20 protein-coding genes are annotated in these 19161 nt (G+C 55.9%); 12 read left to right on the top strand and 8 right to left on the bottom strand.

Features of this window, described 5'->3' with window-relative positions; all coding sequences use genetic code 11:
- Positions 1–242: 242 nt before the first annotated feature.
- The 5 genes from URZ40_RS22355 to URZ40_RS22335 all read left to right on the top strand — a co-directional run bounded on the left by URZ40_RS22355 (position 243) and on the right by URZ40_RS22335 (position 6812).
- Entirely contained in the window at positions 243–1160 is a 918-nt protein-coding gene (locus URZ40_RS22355; RefSeq protein ID WP_320721183.1) for a WYL domain-containing protein, read from the top strand.
- Between the two features lie 190 nt (positions 1161–1350).
- Positions 1351–3504: a carbon starvation CstA family protein gene (locus URZ40_RS22350; protein WP_320721182.1), complete on the top strand. Its 2154-nt coding sequence runs from the start codon at positions 1351–1353 to the stop codon at positions 3502–3504.
- Between the two features lie 111 nt (positions 3505–3615).
- The gene (locus tag URZ40_RS22345; protein ID WP_003856610.1) at positions 3616–3819 is read left to right on the top strand and encodes a YbdD/YjiX family protein; all 204 of its coding nucleotides are present in this window, start codon (positions 3616–3618) and stop codon (positions 3817–3819) included.
- Between the two features lie 10 nt (positions 3820–3829).
- Positions 3830–4783, top strand: coding sequence for a GTPase (gene yjiA / locus URZ40_RS22340; RefSeq protein WP_320721181.1), 954 nt, complete (start codon positions 3830–3832; stop codon positions 4781–4783).
- Between the two features lie 184 nt (positions 4784–4967).
- On the top strand, positions 4968–6812 hold the full coding sequence (locus tag URZ40_RS22335) for a UvrD-helicase domain-containing protein (RefSeq protein WP_320721179.1): 1845 nt from the start codon (positions 4968–4970) through the stop codon (positions 6810–6812).
- Between the two features lie 72 nt (positions 6813–6884).
- Here the strand turns inward: URZ40_RS22335 and URZ40_RS22330 are convergent, their stop codons facing one another.
- Positions 6885–8243, bottom strand: a complete 1359-nt coding sequence (locus tag URZ40_RS22330) for an esterase-like activity of phytase family protein (RefSeq protein ID WP_320721178.1) — start codon at positions 8241–8243, stop codon at positions 6885–6887.
- Positions 8244–8653: 410 nt separating this feature from the next.
- Here URZ40_RS22330 and URZ40_RS22325 point away from each other — a divergent pair, with 410 nt between their 5' ends.
- Together URZ40_RS22325 and URZ40_RS22320 are read left to right on the top strand one after the other, a co-directional pair.
- Positions 8654–9199, top strand: a complete 546-nt coding sequence (locus tag URZ40_RS22325) for a YfaZ family outer membrane protein (RefSeq protein ID WP_320721177.1) — start codon at positions 8654–8656, stop codon at positions 9197–9199.
- A complete protein-coding gene (locus URZ40_RS22320) occupies positions 9199–9519 on the top strand; it encodes a hypothetical protein (protein WP_320721175.1) in 321 nt (106 codons plus the stop codon). Before URZ40_RS22325 ends, URZ40_RS22320 begins: the two co-directional genes overlap by 1 nt.
- Before the next feature lie 45 nt (positions 9520–9564).
- Here the strand turns inward: URZ40_RS22320 and URZ40_RS22315 are convergent, their stop codons facing one another.
- Entirely contained in the window at positions 9565–10935 is a 1371-nt protein-coding gene (locus URZ40_RS22315; RefSeq protein WP_116342311.1) for an NAD-dependent succinate-semialdehyde dehydrogenase, read from the bottom strand.
- Positions 10936–11086: 151 nt separating this feature from the next.
- On the opposite strand from URZ40_RS22315, the gene URZ40_RS22310 reads away from it, so the two are divergent.
- Positions 11087–11830, top strand: a complete 744-nt coding sequence (locus URZ40_RS22310; RefSeq protein WP_320721174.1) for an AraC family transcriptional regulator — start codon at positions 11087–11089, stop codon at positions 11828–11830.
- 47 nt (positions 11831–11877) lie between these two features.
- Entirely contained in the window at positions 11878–12516 is a 639-nt protein-coding gene (locus tag URZ40_RS22305; RefSeq protein WP_320721172.1) for a LysE family translocator, read from the top strand.
- Positions 12517–12546: 30 nt separating this feature from the next.
- Here URZ40_RS22305 and URZ40_RS22300 read toward each other — a convergent pair whose 3' ends face one another.
- Complete coding sequence (locus URZ40_RS22300) at positions 12547–12849, bottom strand: BrnA antitoxin family protein (protein ID WP_320721170.1); 303 nt, start codon at positions 12847–12849, stop codon at positions 12547–12549.
- On the bottom strand, positions 12836–13123 hold the full coding sequence (locus tag URZ40_RS22295) for a BrnT family toxin (protein ID WP_010427219.1): 288 nt from the start codon (positions 13121–13123) through the stop codon (positions 12836–12838). The genes URZ40_RS22300 and URZ40_RS22295 overlap by 14 nt, the downstream gene beginning before the upstream one ends.
- Positions 13124–13293: 170 nt before the next feature.
- Here URZ40_RS22295 and URZ40_RS22290 point away from each other — a divergent pair, with 170 nt between their 5' ends.
- Positions 13294–14562, top strand: a complete 1269-nt coding sequence (locus tag URZ40_RS22290; protein ID WP_320721169.1) for a DUF445 domain-containing protein — start codon at positions 13294–13296, stop codon at positions 14560–14562.
- Here URZ40_RS22290 and URZ40_RS22285 read toward each other — a convergent pair.
- Positions 14552–15415: a LysR substrate-binding domain-containing protein gene (locus URZ40_RS22285; protein ID WP_320721168.1), complete on the bottom strand. Its 864-nt coding sequence runs from the start codon at positions 15413–15415 to the stop codon at positions 14552–14554. The two genes, URZ40_RS22290 and URZ40_RS22285, sit on opposite strands and share 11 nt — an antisense overlap.
- Positions 15416–15511: 96 nt before the next feature.
- Here URZ40_RS22285 and URZ40_RS22280 point away from each other — a divergent pair, with 96 nt between their 5' ends.
- The gene (locus tag URZ40_RS22280) at positions 15512–15820 is read left to right on the top strand and encodes a carboxymuconolactone decarboxylase family protein (RefSeq protein WP_320721167.1); all 309 of its coding nucleotides are present in this window, start codon (positions 15512–15514) and stop codon (positions 15818–15820) included.
- Positions 15820–16200: a tautomerase family protein gene (locus tag URZ40_RS22275; protein ID WP_151413548.1), complete on the top strand. Its 381-nt coding sequence runs from the start codon at positions 15820–15822 to the stop codon at positions 16198–16200. Before URZ40_RS22280 ends, URZ40_RS22275 begins: the two co-directional genes overlap by 1 nt.
- Here the strand turns inward: URZ40_RS22275 and URZ40_RS22270 are convergent.
- From URZ40_RS22270 to URZ40_RS22260, 3 genes are read right to left on the bottom strand one after another with little or no spacing between them, the layout of a single operon-like run.
- The gene (locus URZ40_RS22270) at positions 16191–17255 is read right to left on the bottom strand and encodes a DUF2955 domain-containing protein (protein ID WP_045259544.1); all 1065 of its coding nucleotides are present in this window, start codon (positions 17253–17255) and stop codon (positions 16191–16193) included. The two genes, URZ40_RS22275 and URZ40_RS22270, sit on opposite strands and share 10 nt — an antisense overlap.
- Positions 17245–18312: an HlyD family secretion protein gene (locus URZ40_RS22265; protein WP_320721184.1), complete on the bottom strand. Its 1068-nt coding sequence runs from the start codon at positions 18310–18312 to the stop codon at positions 17245–17247. The genes URZ40_RS22270 and URZ40_RS22265 overlap by 11 nt, the downstream gene beginning before the upstream one ends.
- A complete protein-coding gene (locus URZ40_RS22260; protein ID WP_320721166.1) occupies positions 18309–18779 on the bottom strand; it encodes a MarR family transcriptional regulator in 471 nt (156 codons plus the stop codon). Before URZ40_RS22260 ends, URZ40_RS22265 begins: the two co-directional genes overlap by 4 nt.
- Positions 18780–19161 lie beyond the last annotated feature (382 nt).

Here is a 19161-nt window from a genome sequence, read left to right as displayed (position 1 = left end):
CCCGGGCTCTATCTATTTTCCGGGGCTTTCCCCCGGGGTTTTTTTGCTTTGGCCCGCGGGGGTTGCCCCCCCGGGGGGGGGGCTTTTGGGGGCCCCGGGCCGCTTTCTACAAAAATTCCTAAGGTTTCCGCTAAATCACGCCGTTATATATCCATAAGAGAAATTTTCTGTGCCTGAATACTGACATCTCCGGTCAGTGCTTTTGCATTGTTCAGCGCATACCCAATATACAGGAAGACCTTATGGCTAAAACGACGCGGAGCCGCTCGGCTGAACGTCTGGTCGATATTCTCCTTGAGCTACATTTACACGGCGTAGTAAACCGCAGTGCGCTAATGGAGAAATTTAAAATTACCGAGCGTACCGTCTACCGGGATTTAAATGCGCTCTCGCCCATTGTTGAACATACCGGTAACGGGCTATATCGACTGATCCACTCCGCCCAATCTCCCGGCGGGCAGGGATTACATCATGCTCTGGCTAACTTCCTGAATGCCGATAACTTTTTCCCTGAAAGAAATACGGACTTCTGGCAAAAGCTGGAGACGCGCGTCGACGAAAACCATATTCTTATCCTCGGTAATGACGCAGAGCACACGGTGCAGCGTGATATCCGCCGCCATTTAGCGAAAATCGAGAAATCAATTAAGAACCATAATGTCTGTCAGATCGTATATAAGGGTAAAACCCGTCTGATTAATCCCTATAAACTCATTAACAAAAAAAACATATGGTATTTACAAGCTACCGAAAATAGCCGGTTGAAATCCTTTTCATTAAGCCAGATTAGCTGGTTTGATATTCAAAAAACCCTTTTTACCCCTGATGAAAATGTTCGGGCATTGCTGGAAAAAAGCCTCGACCCGTGGGTGTCCGAAACTACTTTCACCGTGAAAATATTCATTAAGGATAATATTTCACATTACTTCCTGCGCCGCGATCTCCTGCCGGAACAAGAGCTGCTGGAGCAACAACGCGGCGGCGTCACGCTGCGCTGCCAGGCGGCACACGAAAACCAGATCCTGCCGCTGCTGTTCTACTGGCTGCCGAATATTCAGATCCTGGAGCCGAGCTGGCTGAAGGAGAAGCTCATCAAGACGCTGGAAAACTACCTGTCGATGGAGCGCAGCCCGGAAAACCACGTGATCTCAATCACATAATTTCCCCCGCCAGCGGCGAGCCTTAACCACTCGCCGCGTTCTTTGACCGCTCACCCGTCACTTTCAACCACTCACTCATTTACCGCCCTTTACGCGCGCGCGGATCTGGCACGATCGCTCCAGCATTATCAATACCTCCTCACAACGAACCCTGACCCTTTTTTCATTACATAAAAAACCAGGTCTTACTATGGATACTAAAAAACTACATAAGCACGTGCCCTGGGCCTTACTCGGGATCCTCGGTGCTTTCTGTCTGGCGGTTGTCGCATTGCGCCGGGGCGAACACGTAAGCGCCCTGTGGATCGTGGTCGCGTCTGTCTCCGTCTATCTTGTGGCTTATCGCTACTACAGCTTGTACATCGCGCAGAAGGTCATGAAGCTCGACCCGACCCGCGCTACCCCGGCGGTCATTAACAACGACGGCCTGAACTACGTGCCAACCAACCGCTACGTACTGTTTGGTCACCACTTTGCCGCCATTGCAGGCGCTGGCCCGCTGGTCGGCCCGGTGCTGGCCGCGCAGATGGGCTACCTGCCGGGTACGCTCTGGCTGCTGGCGGGCGTGGTGCTGGCGGGGGCGGTGCAGGACTTTATGGTGCTGTTTATCTCCTCACGCCGTAACGGCTCGTCGCTGGGCGAGATGATCAAAGAAGAGATGGGCCGCGTGCCGGGCACGATCGCCCTCTTCGGCTGCTTCCTGATTATGATCATCATCCTGGCGGTGCTGGCGCTGATCGTGGTGAAGGCACTGGCCGAAAGTCCGTGGGGCGTCTTCACCGTCTGCTCTACCGTACCGATTGCGCTGTTCATGGGCATCTACATGCGCTTCCTGCGCCCTGGCCGCGTGGGCGAAGTGTCGGTCATCGGTATCGTGCTGCTGGTCGCCTCCATCTACTTCGGCGGCGTGATTGCGCACGACCCGTACTGGGGCCCGGCGCTGACCTTCAAAGACACCACCATCACCTTCGCGCTGATCGGTTACGCGTTCGTTTCCGCCCTGCTACCGGTGTGGCTGATTCTGGCTCCGCGCGACTACCTGGCGACCTTCCTGAAAATCGGCGTGATCGTAGGGCTGGCGATCGGGATTGTGATCATCAACCCTGAGCTGAAAATGCCGGCGGTGACCCAGTACATTGACGGCACCGGTCCGCTGTGGAAAGGCGCCCTGTTCCCGTTCCTGTTTATCACCATCGCCTGCGGTGCCGTGTCTGGCTTCCACGCGCTGATCTCCTCCGGCACCACGCCGAAGCTGATGGCCAACGAAACTGACGCGCGCTTCATCGGTTACGGCGCAATGCTGATGGAGTCCTTCGTGGCGATTATGGCGCTGGTCGCGGCGTCTATCATCGAGCCAGGTCTGTACTTCGCGATGAACACCCCGCCGGCGGGTCTGGGCATCACCATGCCAAACCTGCACGAGATGGGTGGCGAAAATACCGCGCTGATCATGGCGCAGCTGAAAGAGGCCAGCGCACATGCGGCGGCGACCGTCAGCTCCTGGGGCTTCGTGATTTCGCCTGAGCAGATCATGCAGACCGCGAAAGACATCGGCGAGCCGTCCGTGCTGAACCGTGCAGGCGGTGCACCGACGCTGGCAGTGGGTATCGCACACGTATTCCACAAAGTGCTGCCGTGGGCGGACATGGGCTTCTGGTACCACTTCGGTATTCTGTTTGAAGCGCTGTTCATCCTCACCGCGCTGGATGCAGGTACCCGTGCGGGCCGCTTTATGCTGCAGGATCTGCTCGGCAACTTCGTGCCGTTCCTGAAGAAAACCGACTCTCTGGTAGCAGGTGTTCTGGGTACTGCCGGCTGCGTAGGTCTGTGGGGTTATCTGCTGTATCAGGGCGTTGTTGACCCGCTCGGCGGCGTGAAGAGCCTGTGGCCGCTGTTCGGTATCTCTAACCAGATGCTGGCAGCCGTAGCCCTGGTGCTGGGCACCGTTGTCCTCGTGAAGATGAAACGCACCAAATACATCTGGGTGACCGTCGTTCCCGCGCTGTGGCTGCTGCTCTGCACCACCTGGGCGCTGGGCCTGAAGCTGTTCAGCACCAACCCACAGCTGGAAGGCTTCTTCTTCATGGCTAACCAGTACAAAGAGAAGATTGCCGCAGGCGGCGCGGATCTGACCGCCCAGCAGATTGCCAACATGAACCATATCGTGGTGAACAACTACACCAACGCGGGTCTGAGCATTCTGTTCCTGGTGGTGGTGTACAGCATTATCTTCTACGGCATCAAAACCTGGATGAAAGTGCGCAACACCGAAGGCCGTACGGATAAAGAAACCCCGTACGTGCCGGTACCGGAAGGCGGCGTGAAAACCTCTTCGCACCATTAATCATCCCCCCTCACCCTAACCCTCTCCCCAAAGGGGAGAGGAAACTTTATACACCCTCTCCCCCTTGGGGAGAGGGCCGGGGTGAGGGGCTTTTCCTGTCTGGACCCCACAATGTTTGGTAACTTAGGCGAAGCGAAAAAATACCTCGGTCAGGCGGCGAAAATGCTGATTGGCATTCCGGACTATGACAACTACGTTGAGCATATGAAGACCAATCATCCGGACAAGCCGTACATGACCTACACCGAATTCTTCCGCGAGCGTCAGGAAGCGCGCTACGGCGGAAGTGGAGAAGGCGGCGTCCGCTGCTGCTAAAGGAGAGACCATGACCCCGATTGCCGTTACCCTGCTGACCGGTTTCCTCGGCGCCGGTAAAACCACCCTGCTGCGCCACATCCTGAACGAGCAGCACGGCTTCAGAATCGCCGTCATCGAAAACGAATTCGGTGAGGTATCGGTTGACGATCAGCTGATTGGCGATCGCGCCACCCAGATCAAAACCCTCACCAACGGCTGCATCTGCTGCACCCGCTCTAATGAATTAGAAGACGCCCTGCTGGACCTGCTCGACAGCCGCGATCGTGGCGACATCGACTTTGACCGTCTGGTGATCGAGTGCACCGGCATGGCCGACCCCGGCCCGATCATTCAGACCTTTTTCTCCCATGAGATTCTTTGCCAGCGCTACCTGCTGGACGGCGTGATTGCCCTGGTGGATGCGGTTCACGCCGACGAGCAGATGAACCAGTTCACCATCGCCCAGTCTCAGGTGGGCTACGCCGACCGCATCCTGCTGACCAAAACCGACGTGGCGGGACCCAGCGAAAAACTGCGCGAGCGGCTGACGCGCATTAATTCCCGCGCGCCGATTTACACGGTGACGCATGGAGACATCGATCTGTCTCAGCTGTTCAACACCAACGGCTTTATGCTGGAGGAGAACGTCACTGCGAAACCGCGCTTCCACTTTATGTCCGACAAGCAAAACGACGTGGCGTCGATTGTGGTGGAGCTGGACTATCCGGTGGACATCAGCGAGGTCTCCCGCGTGATGGAAAACCTGCTGCTGTCGTTTGCCGACAAGCTGCTGCGCTACAAAGGGATGCTGTGGATAGACGGCGAGCCGAACCGCCTGCTGTTCCAGGGCGTACAGCGCCTGTACAGCGCCGACTGGGATCGCCCGTGGGGCGATGAACCACCGCACAGCGTGATGGTGTTTATTGGCATACAGCTGCCGGAAGAAGAAATCCGGGCAGCGTTTGCGGGTCTGAAAAAATAAACAATCGCTCCCTTATAATCCTGAAAGGGAGCGCGTTCCCCTAAAGCAAATTCCGCGCTTCACTCTTTCTGTTTGCAATATTGTCTGTTAATGTCCTTAACAATAATGAAATCCTGCTTAGATTAATATTTACGACAATATTAATTGCGCAGAGTTATACTATTCATGAATTGGTAGACATCACATGGCACTCATTATTCCCACAATCAGCAGCTGTAGCGAGAAGATCACGGCTGGAGAAAAAAGGCTGGCAAGACTCCTGGAGGGGGGCCTCAGCGAACAGTGTACCTGCTGGTATGATACCCGAATGGGAGACAAAGACGATCATCCTGATTTTGTGATTCTGGCTCCCGAAAAAGGGCTGTTGTTTATAGAAGTGAAAGACTGGTTTATCACAAAAATAAAATCGGCCAACAAAACGCATATTCATTATGAAACTAAAAACGGCGTTGAGCCGTGGAAAAACCCACTCGAACAGGTTCGACAATATACCTTTCATATCATCAACAGCCTGAAAAACGATCCTTTGCTTCGCCAGCAGGGAGATCATGAAGGCAGCTTTATTATGCCGTATGGATACGGTGTTTATTTGAGCAACATCACCCGGGCACAGCTGGAAAAGAGTTTTACCCCCGAAGCGTTAGAAGAAATATTGCCCACCAGCCAGGTGATTTGCAAAGATGAACTGACCGAGTTTATGACCCGAGAACAAATCTCCGCCCGGCTCGAATCCCTTCTCAAACACCACTTCGTTCATCACACAACACCACAGCAGCTCGACCGCATCCGATGGCATCTTTATCCCGATGTCCGCATTAACCCATCGGTCACGCGGGTTGACCTGGATAATTTTACGTTCCACACCCCTGATGTGGTATGCATGATGGACAGGAACCAGGAACAACTCGCCAGAAGTATGGGGACGGGACACCGGGTCATTCATGGTGTGGCAGGATCAGGCAAAACGCTCATTTTGTATCACCGCTGCATCGAGCTTGCCAACAATATAGAAAACACCAAACCGATACTGGTGATTTGCTACAACATTACGCTGGCCAAAAAGCTCAAAGCGCAGCTCGAACAGCACAACCTGAGGCTTCCTGTCGAGGTTATCCATTTTCATGCCTGGTGCTACCAGCAATTAAGCGCGCATCGACGTCTTCCCCCCAGGAGCAAAAACTTTATTGAGCTAATGGAAAATGCGCTGACGGTGGCATTTGAAGAGGGCATTATCAAACCAGAACAGTACAGCGCCGTTTTGATAGATGAAGGACATGATTTTAAGCCGGAATGGCTAAGAATCCTCGCTAAGATGCCGGACGATAAAGATAGCTCCCTGCTTTTCCTCTACGATGACGCTCAGTCAATCTATCAGAAAAAGAAAGCTCTCGATTTTACCCTGTCCAGCGTCGATATAAAGGCGCAGGGCCGCACCACTATTCTGGATACCAATTATCGCAACACCCGGCAAATACTCCATTTTGCCAGCAGTATTGCTTTTAATTATCTCAATAATCACATTGAAGATTCCCTCAAATACCAGCTGCCCGCCGCAGGTGGACTGTCCGGAAACTATCCGGCGCTGGCAAGCTTTGATAATCAGGACGAGGGAATTACACGCGTTCTCGATTGGGTCACTGAGCAGCGACAACAGGGTGTTGCCTGGTCGGAAATCGCTATACTCTGCCCCTCAACTTACAGCATTTCGGGTATGCTCGGACCAAGGCTCGAAGCCCGCAAGATCCCCTACCAGATGATTGTCTCCAGCGATGATAAAAAACACTGGTCACCACAGAATGATTTCCTCTGCGTAATGCCGCTGCCAAGCAGTAAGGGTCTTGAATTTCAATCGGTCGCCATTATGGATGCCGCAAAGGAAAGGAATGAAGAAGATCTGAGCGACGATATTAAGCGACTGTATGTTGGATTTACCCGCGCGCGCCAGAATCTTCTGGTGACCATGCACGGAACCGGAAGTCTGCGCGATCATCTGGTCGAGACCTGGGAAAAGAGCGTTAAGACGGTCTAGCTGTCCAGTAAGCACCGAACAATCCCCTCTCCCCTGCGGGGAGAGGGTTAGGGTGAGGGGTTAAGCCTGGTATTATTTCAACGCCTCCGGCAGCGTCACAATCCACAGCTCGCTGTCCGATTCCGGCTTCTTCAGCGGCTTCACGCTGAGCGTGGTTTCCACCGGTTTATCATCCAGCGTCAGCTTGCCTTCCGCGTTCACTCGATAATCCTTGAGCTTTTTGCCCTCGACCGGGTGCTGCATCGCCACCTTCACGCCAAAGTCGTTATCGTTCGCCACCGCAAGCCGTTTGCTGTCGATCAGCGCCAGCCCTTCGGCTTTCTCTTGCTGCCAACCCAGCGCGCGCAGATCGACGACCTGCGTTTTTGCAGCAAGGGTAATGCCGCGCTGCACCAGGGTTTTCTCATCATCAAACTCCGGGTACTCGCCCGGCTTGTCGAAGGCGGTCAGGTCGCTCGCCTTGCTCAGATCCACCTTGTAGATAAGGTTACGCATCGCGTCGTTTTTATCCTCACCCTGCTCAATCAGCAGGATGTGCTGGTCATCCAGCGCCACGATGTCGCCGATTTTAGCATCGCTGTTTTTGCTGTAGGCCGCGCTGTCGATGGGGTAGCCGTACATCGCCGTTTTCCCGGTCGCCGGGTCGAAGCTGACCAGACGCGTAAACAATGCCTGCTTTTTGCTCTTACCGTTGATATCCAGTGTGCTTTGCACGGCGGCGATAATACGCCCGTCCGGCATCCGGGTCAGGCCTTCAAAGCCACGGTTCGGCTGGCGCCATTTGATAACGTTTGGCAGACCGCCCGCGATGGATTTTTCCCCTTCCGCGGCCTGAGGCCCGTGGATCGCCAGAATTTTCCCTTTGCTGTCGACGTTAATCAGGAACGGGCCGTACTCGTCGCACAGCCAGAAGCCGCCTTTGCCGTCCGGGGTGATGCCTTCCGTGTCCAGCCCGCGGTTGTCACCCTTCAGAATTTTGAGGGTATCGCTGAACGCCACTTCATTGGTGGAGCCAATCACGCCGCTTTGCAGCGGCAGGCCGTTAATCTCGCCTTTATCATCATGCAGCGGGCGGGCATCCGTTGCCTCAGCTTTGCCGTTCTGAACGCGGATAGTCATCAGTAGCGGCGCGAAATCCGGAGTGACAAAAATTTTGGCTTCGTTTTTGCCCATTTTGGGCGCATCGGCGTTGGGACCGCGATCGGTCACGGTCGCGAAGGTAAGGGCATCGCCCTGCTTGCCCGTAAACAGAAGGCCAGAACCAATCCCCACCGGGAGTCCATTCGGAAACGCGTCGGCAAACGCGCCGCTGTATTTTACGTGTGAGCCGTCAGGGAAGCTGACGACATAGCGCTCCGCCGTGGGCTGTGCCGCCAGGCCAGAGAAAGAGAGCGCACAACCGATAAGCACAGGAATAATTTTTCTTTTCATATTGTTAGTATCCAGAAAGTGAAGCCCACAACGTAATGAACAAACGTGTCAGAAAAATGACATAGAACGAAAACGTGGCCGGGCATCTGAACGAATATTGACCACAAAGATGTAAAAAATTGTTTTTTTATGTGATTTTAGAAATGGAATTGGAAATTATTAGAATCCCAATTAATTCATCTCAAATTACTATCCCCGGCTTGTTCAGATTTCGTTTAGTCACAAAATTAAACTGTTCCTCAACGCCTGAAATTTCTGCGTTGACACACCAACAACCCAACCTTGGCGTTACAAATAAAGATAAAAAAATTAACAATGCCAGCATTAAAAGTCGATTTGCATCACATTTGCAGTCATAAACATCGCTTGTTAAGGTGCCCCCAGATTAATTTGATGATGAGGCACGAAACATGAAAAAAATGAATATCCTTCTCCTTTCTGCTCTGGCTGCCGTATCAGGTTCCGCACTGGCAATGGGCGGCAGCATTGAACAGGGTAAAAACTTTACCAACCTCAATCTGGAAATGGGGAAATCCTCATCCGGTGTTTATCTCGAAAGTAACTGGCTGAAAAACACCGACGACGGTACCCAGACTGGCGGCGTGGGCGCAGGTTACAACCTGGAAATGGGCCCGGTGATGCTGAACGCGGGCGCAAAAGCCATCTACATCGGCCCGAAAAAAGGCGATAACGGCGTTGCTTTCCCGATTGGCGGCGGCGTAAACGTTGCGCTGACCGACAGCATCCACGTGTACGGTGAAGGCTATGCGGCACCAGAAGGCCTGAACAACAGCGTGAAAAATTACGTGGAAGCCAACGGCGGCGTAAGCTGGACCCCAATCAAACCGGTTACGCTGAAAGTGGGCTACCGCCACGTGAGCGTTGACGGCAAAGATGGTCGTCCAAACCACACCCTGATTGACGGCGCATATGTAGGCGGTGGAGTCAGCTTCTGATGAAACACCGCATCACCGCGCTTTGCGTTTTGAGCCTCACGCTGATGCTCACCGGGTGCGTCCAGTACAAATGGGTAAAACCGGGCGTCAGCGATATTGAGATGAATAAAAAGCTCACGGAATGCGAAGCGCAGGCCCTGATCGATCTGCCCCCGGATAACGTAGTGACCGGCTCGAGCTCGGAAAAAACGGACAAAAAGAACAAGAAAAAGGATATTTCCACGAGCTACACGGTAGAAGACGCGAATGAATATCGCCGGGATACGTTAGTCGACAGCTGCATGTTTAAAAGCGGCTGGGACAAGATCGAAGTGCAATAATCCCTTTAAAAAAAACCTGCCGGCTGGCAGGTTTTTTATTACCTCTTACTTACGCACCACCACCAGCTTCTGGTTCACAAACTCTTTGATACCCAGATCCGACAGCTCGCGTCCGTAGCCGGAGCGCTTCACGCCGCCGAACGGCAGCTCTGGCGCGGTATCGGTGAGCCAGTTGATATACACCATCCCGGTCTCGATCCGCGACGCCATTTTCTTCGCGCGCTCGATATCCTGGCTGAACACCGCCCCGCCCAGGCCGTAGTGGGAGTCGTTTGCCAGGGCGACCGCCTCGTCGTCGTTTTTGACCACGTACATTTGCGCTACCGGGCCGAAGAACTCTTCAAAGTACGCCGGGTTGTCGCGGGAGATATTCGTCAGGATCGTCGGTTCGAAGAAGCTCCCGTCGCGCTGCACCGGCTTGCCACCATAGTGCAGTGTGGCACCGTTTTTCACCGCCTCGTTAACCTGTCTGGTGAGCGTTTCCAGCGCATCTTTAGACGACAGCGGCCCAAGCGTGGTGCTCTCGTCCAGCGGATCGCCAATTTTCACCTGCTTAAACGCTTCGGTGAATTTGCTCAGGAAGGCATCCGCAATCTTCTCATGCAGAATAAAGCGCTTCGCCGCGGTGCAGACCTGCCCGGCATTGTTGAGTCGCGCATTCACGCCAATTTTGACGGCCTTCTCAAGGTCTGCATCATCCAGCACGACGAAGACGTCGTTACCGCCCAGCTCCAGCGTAGATTTTTTGATGTGCTTCGCCGCCTGCGCGGCCACCACGCTGCCGGCCTTTTCAGAGCCGGTCAGCGCTGCGCCCTGTACGCGATCGTCGGCAATGATGTTCGCCACCTGCTCGGACGAGATAAACAGGTTGGTCCACGCCCCTTCCGGCGCCCCCGCCTCGCGCACCAGGTGCGCAAAGGTCTCGGCGCAGTGCGGCACGATGCTGGCATGCTTGGCGATGACGGGGTTCCCCGCCGCCAGGTTCGGCGCCAGAACGCGCATCAGCTGATAATACGGGAAGTTCCACGGCTCAACGGCCATCAGCACGCCGATGGGGTGATGCTCCACCCACGCTTCCCCGAGTTCAGAGTCATACTTCACCGGGGCCAGGAACTGCTTCGCGTTGTCGGCGTAGTAGCGGGCGATCTGCGCGCACAGCTTCACCTCGCCGCGGCTCTGTTCGATGAGCTTACCCATCTCCTGGCTGGCGATTTTAGCCAGATCCTCCACGCGCTCGTCGATCAAGTCGGCGAGCTTATGCAGCACCGGCAGGCGCTGGTTGATGTCGCCTTTCGCCCACTCGGAATGATAAAGCGCATCGGCCGCTCTGAGCGCCGCTTCGATATCCGCGTCGGTATGTGAGGGGTATTCTTTGATGAGCTGGTTAGTGGCAGGATTTACTGTCTGATAAGCCATATCGAATCTCCATGTTTTACCGCTTAGGGTATTAAGGGTAGTCAACATGACTGGCTGTGGACGTAAAGTTGGGTATATCCGGAAGGTTCTGAGTTAAGCAGTGCCGGACGGTTCGCTGACGTGGTATAAAAAACGTCCAGAAGGAGTTTCCATGACCGATACCCGACACGTTCGCCAGACTTTTCACCGCGCCAGGGGCCTTGAGCTGCGCAGCACCTGGCAAAGCACGCAGGCGTACAAACGCCACTGTCACCCTCAACTCTCCATCGGGGCGATTGTTGAGGGCCAGACCTGCTGCGTGTGCCATGATCAAGAGTACATTCTTCATCCCGGGGACCTGATTGCGATCCCGGCTTATGCGCCGCACAGCTGCAACCCCGTCGACGGGCAGCCGCGCAGCTACCATATGCTCTATATCGACACCGATCTTCCTCTGGCGCTACAGGTGATTCGTAACCCTGCCCTGTTTGCCCGTTACCTGGACGTCGTTAAGACAATGTCTCCAGTGTCCGTGGAGGCGCTGCTTTCTGCCCTTCCCCGCTGCGCGGATAACGCAGACGCGCTTCGGCCAACCAGCCAGCAGGTTCAGGAGGCGTTTCTTTCCAATCTCACCAGCCCGCCCTCTCTCGACGAACTTGCCCAACGCTTCTCGCTGCGCAAGGAGACGCTGATCCGCACCTTCCGGCAGGACACCGGCCTGACGCCGGGCAGCTTCCTCAACATCTCCCGCGTGGAGTTCGCCAAAGCGCGGCTGCGCGCCGGGGACGACATCGCCGACGTCGGCTACCAGAGCGGCTTTGCCGACCAGAGCCATTTTCATAAGACCTTCGTCAGCTATACCGCCGCCACGCCGCGCCAGTACGCCACGGGCCGATCAATATCAGACAATAAATAGGTTCTGCAGCGCCATAGCCTGTCCTCAGATGGTTAACTGAGGTCGCTATGGAACTGTTCTTCCCTTCCGCTTTTCCCGCTCTGGCGCTGGCGCATTTTGTTGCGCTGTTGAGCCCGGGCCCGGATTTTTTCCTGCTTGTGGGCTACGCGGCGCGCTATCGACTGCGCGGCAGCGCCGGGCTGTGCGTCGGCATCGCCGCGAGTAACGCGCTCTATATTGTTCTGGTGATTATCGGCTGGAGCGCGCTGCGCCAGTTTACGTGGCTGTTTACGCTTATCGAACTTTGCGGCGCGCTGTACCTGCTGTGGATCGGCTCGCATCTGGTGCGCAGCCGGCCGCAGGCGCTGGCGCTGAATGAAACCCATCAGCGCTGCCCTTCGCTGCGAAAGCAGATCCTGCTGGGGCTAGGCTCGGCGCTGCTTAACCCGAAGAACGCGCTGTTTTATCTGGCGCTGATGACGGCGCTGCTGGGGCCGGACGTCACGCTGCTTCAGCAGGCGACCTGCGGCGTCTGGATGGTGATGGTGGTGCTGGCGTGGGATCTGGCGCTGGTGACGCTGATGGGCTTATCGGCGGTGCAACAGAAGCTCAGCCGTTCGCTGTGGTGGATTGAGCGCACGGCAGGGGTGGTTTTGATGGGGTTTGGGGGGTGGGTGCTGTGGCGGCTACTGGAAATTATACGCTGAGATAGCGGGCAGCCTGACGCCGCCCATTGCTTATTTTTTGTTTTGATCGCGCAGCATTGCTTCACGCAAAATAGCATTGAGCCTCGTCTGATAACCTTTTCCAGGCCGTTTAAGCCACTCCATCACGTCAGCGTCGATACGTACAGATGCCTGAGTTTTGAGTGGTCGATAGAACTTCCCTCGCACCGCCCCTGACCACTGTTCATCCCCCGTGGCAGGGATATCGCTGTAATCAATCTCTGCTTCCGATTTTTCGGCGAGTGCTTTGAGCTCAGCCTCACGACGAGCACTAACCTCAGGCGCACTACCGCGTTTATATTTAACCATGCTCATAACGGCTCCTCTCTTTACGGTCCGCCTTTCGTGCGCTAATGATTCGAATGACTTCGTCACCACTTTCAAAACGTACCGTGTGTGCGACCATAATGACAATTAGACCATGTACAAGACCAATGGTCTGCCAACGGAACTCTCCATTTTCATGACGATCCTGCAGAGATAAATGGTAAGGATCGTCAAACACCAGAACAGCCTCTTCAAAGCGGATCCCATGCTTAATGAGATTACTTTTCGCTTTGTTGGTATCCCATTCAAACTCCGTTGGCATAGTGTACCCTTCCCTTATTGTATATACAAAAAAGCATATACAAAACGTTCGTAAATTGAACCGGTCGACATCGTTCAATTTCATTTTCTGAAGGCGTATTCCAGAAGCTGAAACGCGGAGGTCCTTCTCCTTCTTTGCACTTTCCCCCCGCTTCCCTCTATCCTTAACCCATGGAAAAAATCGCTGAACTCAAACGCGCCAAGCTTCTTGCGCTGTCGCTGCTGCTGGTTGCCGCCGCGGCGTTTATCACCACCCTGTTCCTGCCGCAAACCTTCTGGGTGCGCGGCGTGAAGGCCATTGCCGAGGCGGCGATGGTCGGCGCGCTGGCGGACTGGTTTGCCGTCGTCGCGCTGTTCCGCCGGGTGCCCATTCCGTTTATCTCGCGCCATACGGCGATTATCCCGCGCAATAAGGACCGGATCGGCGACAATCTCGGCCAGTTTGTGCAGGAGAAATTTCTCGATACCCAGTCGCTGGTCGCGTTGATCCGCCGCTATGAACCCGCGCAAATGATTGGCGCCTGGTTCAGCAAGCCCGACAACGCCCAGCGCGTCGGGCTGCATCTGATGCAGGTGATGAGTGGTTTTCTCGAACTGACCGATGACGGACGCATTCAGCGCCTGCTTAAACGGGCGGTGCATAAGGCCATCGACAAGGTGGATTTCACCGAGACCAGCGCCGTGATGCTGGAGAGCATGACCAAAAACAACCGCCACCAGGTGCTGCTGGACGCCATCATCAACCGCCTGATTACCCTGATTCAGCGGGAAAGCACGCGAGAGTTTATCTCTGACCAGATCGTCCACTGGCTGAAGACCGAACACCCGCGCAAGGCGATGGTGCTGCCCACCGAGTGGCTGGGCGATCAAAGCGCGGAGATGGTGTCAAACGCGGTGAATACGCTGCTGGACGATATCAGCCACGACCGCACGCACCAGATCCGTCAGGCGTTTGACCGCGCCACGCTGAAGCTTATCGACAACCTGAAAAACGACCCGGAGATGGCGGCCAAAGCCGACAACATTAAGCACTACCTGAAAAACGATGAGGCGTTTAACCGCTATCTGGGGGAGATGTGGGCCGACCTGCGCCAGTGGCTGAAGGCGGATATGCAGAGCGAGGACTCCCGCGTGAAGCAACGCATCGCCAACGCCGGGCTGTGGTTTGGCGAAACGCTGTCTAACGACGCCAGCCTGCGGGCGTCGCTGAACGAGCATCTGGAGCAGGCCGCGCACCGCCTTGCGCCGGATTTCGCGGCGTTTCTGACCCGCCACATCAGCGACACGGTCAAAAGCTGGGACGCCAAAGACATGTCCCGCCAGATTGAGCTTAACATCGGTAAAGATCTGCAGTTTATCCGCGTCAACGGCACATTGGTGGGCGGGACGATTGGTCTGATCCTGTTTTTACTCTCGCAAATTCCGACGCTTATCCATTGAGCGTCCTGAGGATCAGCGCCTTCATGCTGGTAATAGCTGCATCGGCGGAGGCGCTCCCCTGATGCAGCGCAATCCCCAGCTCTCCTGCGTAGGGCAGCAGGCGGTTGTCGATCTGTAAGGTCTCTGGCAGGCCAATACCTGTGCGAAGCGTAATCCCCAGCCCCGCGCTGACGCCCGCCCACAGCCCGCTCAGGCTATGGCTGGTAAAAGCGATACGCCAGGGTATACCTGCCGAATCCAGCGCCGCGATGGCTCTGCTGCGCAGAAGGCAGGGCGCGTCAAACATCACCAGCGGCAGCGGCTCCCCTCGTTGCAAAAGTGCTTCAACGTCCTCACGGGACCGGCAAATCCATACCAGCGGTTCGCTGCGCACATAGTCGCCTTCTCGTCCTTCCTGCCAGACCATCGCCAGATCGAGTTCGTTTGCCTCAACACCCCGCAGCAGCGGCTGGTTGCGTTCGACGCGTGCGGTCAACCGGAGCTCAGGGTGCTGTCTGTTAAAATCGCCGAGCACCTGCGGCATCACGGACTCCCCGAAGTCCTCCTGCATACCCAGACGCACTTCTCCCTGCAGCTGCTCTCCCTTGATTGCCCGGAGCGCTTCATCATTTAGCGCCAGCATGCGTCGGGCGTAGCTCAGCAAAATTTCACCCTCCGGGGTCAGCGCCAGCGTTCGCCCCTGCTTCACGGTGAGCGCCACGCCGCACTGCTGCTCCAGCTTTTTTAGCTGGGCGCTAACCGCAGAGGTAGACCGGCACAGCCTGTCCGCCGCCACGGCAAAGCTGGTGGACTGAATACCCTCCACAAAGCTGCGCAGCGCGTCCAAGTCTAATACTGAAAACCGTTTATCCATATCATCCTCATTTTCGGGACATTGCGTCCGAAACATTGCGATTTTCTTTATGGTGGCAGCCTGCGAGAGTCATTGCCAGACAACAGGAGGAAAAAAATGAATACAACACTGAATCGCGACACGCTTGCGCAGGTCTCCCCTAAACTGGCGGAACTCAGCCAGCAGGTGCTTTTTGGCGATATCTGGCAGCGTCCGCAGCTGACCCCGCGGGACCGCAGCCTGATCACGCTTGCCGCACTGGCCGCCCTGGGGCGCACCGCGCAGCTTCCCTGGCATATCGACTTCGCCCGACAAAACGGCGTGACGGACGACGAGATTGCCGAAGCGTTTACCCACCTGGCATTTTACGCAGGCTGGCCGGCAGCCGTCAGCGCTCTGACCTGCCTGGCAGAGGAGAAAAAATAATGCCGTTTGTTCGCATCATGACGGGTGACCGCTATACCGAGATGCAGAAAAAACAGATCTCGGACATTCTGCACCAGGCGCTCACGGAAACCTTCGCCGTTCCCGCGCAGGACCGGTTTCATTTTTTTGAATGCTTCGCTGCCGGGGATCGATACATTGACCGGCACTATCTCAGCACGGGCAGAACGGAGGGGGCGATATTATTCAATATCGTGGCCGGTAAGCCGAGGAGCAATGAACAGAAAGCTTCCCTCTATCGCCAGCTGGCTGCGCAACTGAATCAGAAGATGGGCATCGATGGTGGGGACGTGATGGTCGTTATCCAGTTTACTGCCGCTGAAGACTGGAGCTTCAGCGGCGGTATACGCTATCAGCCCTGAATGACGTAGCGCGTGGCAGCGAAGCGGTTGAGGATCAAATGCACCAGAAAGACCATCGTCAGCGTCGCCACCAGCGAAAATGTCACGGAGGTGATGCGGTAGAGATCGCTGAACACCAGATCGCTGTCCGGGTGCATGTTCTGCCCGAACATAATGCCGATGGTGGTGATGCTGGAAAAACCCACCCCCGCGCCCACTTTCTCCATCACGTGCAGACGCGCGCCAAACGCCAGCCCGAGGCCAATCAGCGGCATCATCAGCAGCATATGGCTGCTGTGATCGTAAAGGATAAGCTGCACCACCAGAATATAGAGGCAGCCCAGCACCACCCCGACCACGCGCCAGATGGAGCTCATCACCGCGCCGCGATAGTGCATCGGGAACAGGATCAGGATCCCCGCCATCAGCGCAGAGAGCGAATCGCTTAAGTCGCTAATCTGAAACACCACGAAAATCATCGTCGCGACGCTGCCGGAGAGCAGCGACTCGTGGCGCACGCGGGCGTCGTCTTTCTCAATCAGCGGCGGCGGCTTGCGGGGCTCAACGTCTGGCAGCAGGTAGTTCATCAGCGCGCTCAGGCACACCGCCATCACGCTCGCTTCGATGTTGGAAAACAGCAGCGTGTGCCAGTTGGTGGTGGGGTAGCTCATAAAGTTGAGCATTACGCTCTGGCACACCACGCCCATCGAGCCAAACAGGAACAGCGGCCCTTTGCTCATAAAACGAAAACGCATCACGTACAGGGCAAACACCACCAGCGTCATGATAACCGGCCATTGCGACAGATAGCCGATGATAATCACCATTTCGACGCAGTTTAGCGATGCGCTGAAGATAAACTGCTTCGCCACGTGGCGGTTAAAGACCGGCACCAGCGACAGCAGCATGATCGGGTAGACCACGAAAAACACGCCATAGCTGGTGTTGTAGAAGCTCGATATGCTCAGGGCAATCATCCCGGCAAAGACGATGCGCAGGGTCTGGCGAAAGTCGTTTGCCGTATAGACGATGTTGCCGTGCGGGGTGAACACCCGCGCCAGCGTATTAATAGACATAGTGCAGCAGGCTCACCAGGTGGATCTGCATCCCTGAGAAGAAGCGCGCAAACGGCCCTTCGCTGTTGTAGAGCTGCACGGTTGCCCGCGCGCCGGTTGGCAGCGGCTTCGGCAGCGAATCATCCAGCGTGACGTGAATGCGCATGCGCTGGGCGTCTCGTACCCAGCGGTTAGAGGTCTCCGGCTGGGAGAGCTGGCCGTTAACCGCCTCCTGGCCTGCGAGGATCCCCGCGTCACTGCTGGCCACGTGGGCGCGGAACACCTGCCCCGGGAAGGCGTCAAACACCACGACGGCATCGGTGCCCTGATGGGTATGGCGCAGGCTCTTCTCGCGGAAATCGGCCACGATATCGGTCTGGTTGTTTACCAGCGCCAGCGCGGCAGAGCCGGATGAGGCATAAAAACCGGGACTTAACTGCAGGTTACTGACCGTGCCGTCCGCCTGGGCGTAGACCTTCGTCCAGCCGAGGTTCAGCTCTGCTTCATCCAGCGCGTTGCGGTATTTTTGCAGCGTCACGTTGCGGTGCTCTTCGCGCTCGCCGCGCTGGATGCGCAGGTTCCGGATGTTGGCCTGAATGGAGCTGACGGACTGCTCGCTGCTCTGCCAGGCGGTGCGAACTTTATCCAGATCTGCCTGCGAAACGTTCTGTAACGTGCTCAGCTTCTGGTAGCGGTCAAAGGTCACTTTGTCGTTCCGCGCCGTCAGCACCGCGGTTTTCAGGCTGGCCTGCGCGGCGGCGATCTGCGCGTCCAGCTGTTCGTTGGACAGGCGTGCCTGCTCCAGCGCGATTTGCGCCGCCTCCACTTTATTGCGAAACGGCGTATCGTCGAGCTCAAACAGCAGATCGCCTTTCTTCACCTGGCTGTTGTTGTGGACATGTACCGCCGCCACGTAGCCGGAGACGCGCGGAGAAACCGGCGTCACCACGCGCATCACGGTGGAGTCCGGCGTCAGCGGGATCCAGATATCCGCGACGACAAAATAGATAAACATCAGCAGGAAAGAGGCAATACTCACCCTTACCCAGCGGGCAAACTTTTGTTCAGGGGTCATTATTTTTCGGTCTTGTTGTCTTCTTCGCGGATTGTCCGCAAATTGCAGGCGATTTGATTCAACGTAGCGCTGAAAATCTCGATATGTTCCGGCGCGATGTGTTGCGATACGCGCGCCTGATAGGTCTCAATCACCTGAGTGAGCCTTGTTAATATGGCTTTTCCCTCAGGCGTCAGCGTCAGAAGCCGGATGCGCTTGTCATAAGGCGATGTGGTGCGCAGCAGGTAACCCTGTTTTTCCAGCTGTGTCAGGGTGCGCATCAGCGGCGGCAGTTCAATACCCTGCACCTCCGCCAGCTCACTCATTGAAACGTTATCCCCAAGCTGATGAAGCTGCATCATCACCGTCCAGCTCGACTGGGTTAACCCGGTATCGAGAATGGCGTCATCGATCACCGCACGCCACTGGCGCACGATCATCGCCATCCGCATGCCCATCGGCCTGCGGCTAAACAGTTCTTCTTCACTCATGGGGAAACCTCTCGTCACACGCAGGCAAGATAATAGTTATCAGGATAAGTATCAAGAAACGAGAGGTAAAAGCGCAGGAATTGCGAAAAGGATGTTCCCGCTCTCCCTCTCTCCCTGTGGGCTGAGGGATCCCCACAAAAGAATGCCAGCACGGACGACCCCCTCTCCCTTGAGGGAGAGGGCTGGGGTGAGGGGGAACATACGGCTCTGGTGGTCATTCCGTTCACCTTATGTTCCTTGCTACTCTTTGATTCCTGTACCGGTGAACGTGCCAGGGCGGCTCAATCGCCGCCGCCCTGGCGACCCGGGCTCCCCGCGGGTAATACACCCGTCGCGGTGGCCTCCGGTTTTTTATTTAGGCGTTTAGGGGGCCGGGGGCGGC

The sequence above is a fragment of the Enterobacter sp. 296B2 genome (genome assembly GCF_034106185.1).
Taxonomy (GTDB): Bacteria; Pseudomonadota; Gammaproteobacteria; order Enterobacterales; family Enterobacteriaceae; genus Enterobacter; species Enterobacter cloacae_N.
The sequence above is the reverse complement of the archived record's forward strand: the minus strand, read 5'-3'. Positions and strand labels throughout refer to the sequence as shown.

Excerpts from the sequence above, each read along its gene's own strand:
- URZ40_RS22355 (WP_320721183.1), top strand. The coding sequence starts at position 243 with ATGGCTAAAACGACGCGGAGCCGCTCGGCTGAACGTCTGGTCGATATT.
- URZ40_RS22350 (WP_320721182.1), top strand. The coding sequence starts at position 1,351 with ATGGATACTAAAAAACTACATAAGCACGTGCCCTGGGCCTTACTCGGG.
- URZ40_RS22345 (WP_003856610.1), top strand. The coding sequence starts at position 3,616 with ATGTTTGGTAACTTAGGCGAAGCGAAAAAATACCTCGGTCAGGCGGCG.
- yjiA (WP_320721181.1), top strand. The coding sequence starts at position 3,830 with ATGACCCCGATTGCCGTTACCCTGCTGACCGGTTTCCTCGGCGCCGGT.
- URZ40_RS22335 (WP_320721179.1), top strand. The coding sequence starts at position 4,968 with ATGGCACTCATTATTCCCACAATCAGCAGCTGTAGCGAGAAGATCACG.
- URZ40_RS22330 (WP_320721178.1), bottom strand. The coding sequence starts at position 8,243 with ATGAAAAGAAAAATTATTCCTGTGCTTATCGGTTGTGCGCTCTCTTTC.
- URZ40_RS22325 (WP_320721177.1), top strand. The coding sequence starts at position 8,654 with ATGAAAAAAATGAATATCCTTCTCCTTTCTGCTCTGGCTGCCGTATCA.
- URZ40_RS22320 (WP_320721175.1), top strand. The coding sequence starts at position 9,199 with ATGAAACACCGCATCACCGCGCTTTGCGTTTTGAGCCTCACGCTGATG.
- URZ40_RS22315 (WP_116342311.1), bottom strand. The coding sequence starts at position 10,935 with ATGGCTTATCAGACAGTAAATCCTGCCACTAACCAGCTCATCAAAGAA.
- URZ40_RS22310 (WP_320721174.1), top strand. The coding sequence starts at position 11,087 with ATGACCGATACCCGACACGTTCGCCAGACTTTTCACCGCGCCAGGGGC.
- URZ40_RS22305 (WP_320721172.1), top strand. The coding sequence starts at position 11,878 with ATGGAACTGTTCTTCCCTTCCGCTTTTCCCGCTCTGGCGCTGGCGCAT.
- URZ40_RS22300 (WP_320721170.1), bottom strand. The coding sequence starts at position 12,849 with ATGAGCATGGTTAAATATAAACGCGGTAGTGCGCCTGAGGTTAGTGCT.
- URZ40_RS22295 (WP_010427219.1), bottom strand. The coding sequence starts at position 13,123 with ATGCCAACGGAGTTTGAATGGGATACCAACAAAGCGAAAAGTAATCTC.
- URZ40_RS22290 (WP_320721169.1), top strand. The coding sequence starts at position 13,294 with ATGGAAAAAATCGCTGAACTCAAACGCGCCAAGCTTCTTGCGCTGTCG.
- URZ40_RS22285 (WP_320721168.1), bottom strand. The coding sequence starts at position 15,415 with ATGGATAAACGGTTTTCAGTATTAGACTTGGACGCGCTGCGCAGCTTT.
- URZ40_RS22280 (WP_320721167.1), top strand. The coding sequence starts at position 15,512 with ATGAATACAACACTGAATCGCGACACGCTTGCGCAGGTCTCCCCTAAA.
- URZ40_RS22275 (WP_151413548.1), top strand. The coding sequence starts at position 15,820 with ATGCCGTTTGTTCGCATCATGACGGGTGACCGCTATACCGAGATGCAG.
- URZ40_RS22270 (WP_045259544.1), bottom strand. The coding sequence starts at position 17,255 with ATGTCTATTAATACGCTGGCGCGGGTGTTCACCCCGCACGGCAACATC.
- URZ40_RS22260 (WP_320721166.1), bottom strand. The coding sequence starts at position 18,779 with ATGAGTGAAGAAGAACTGTTTAGCCGCAGGCCGATGGGCATGCGGATG.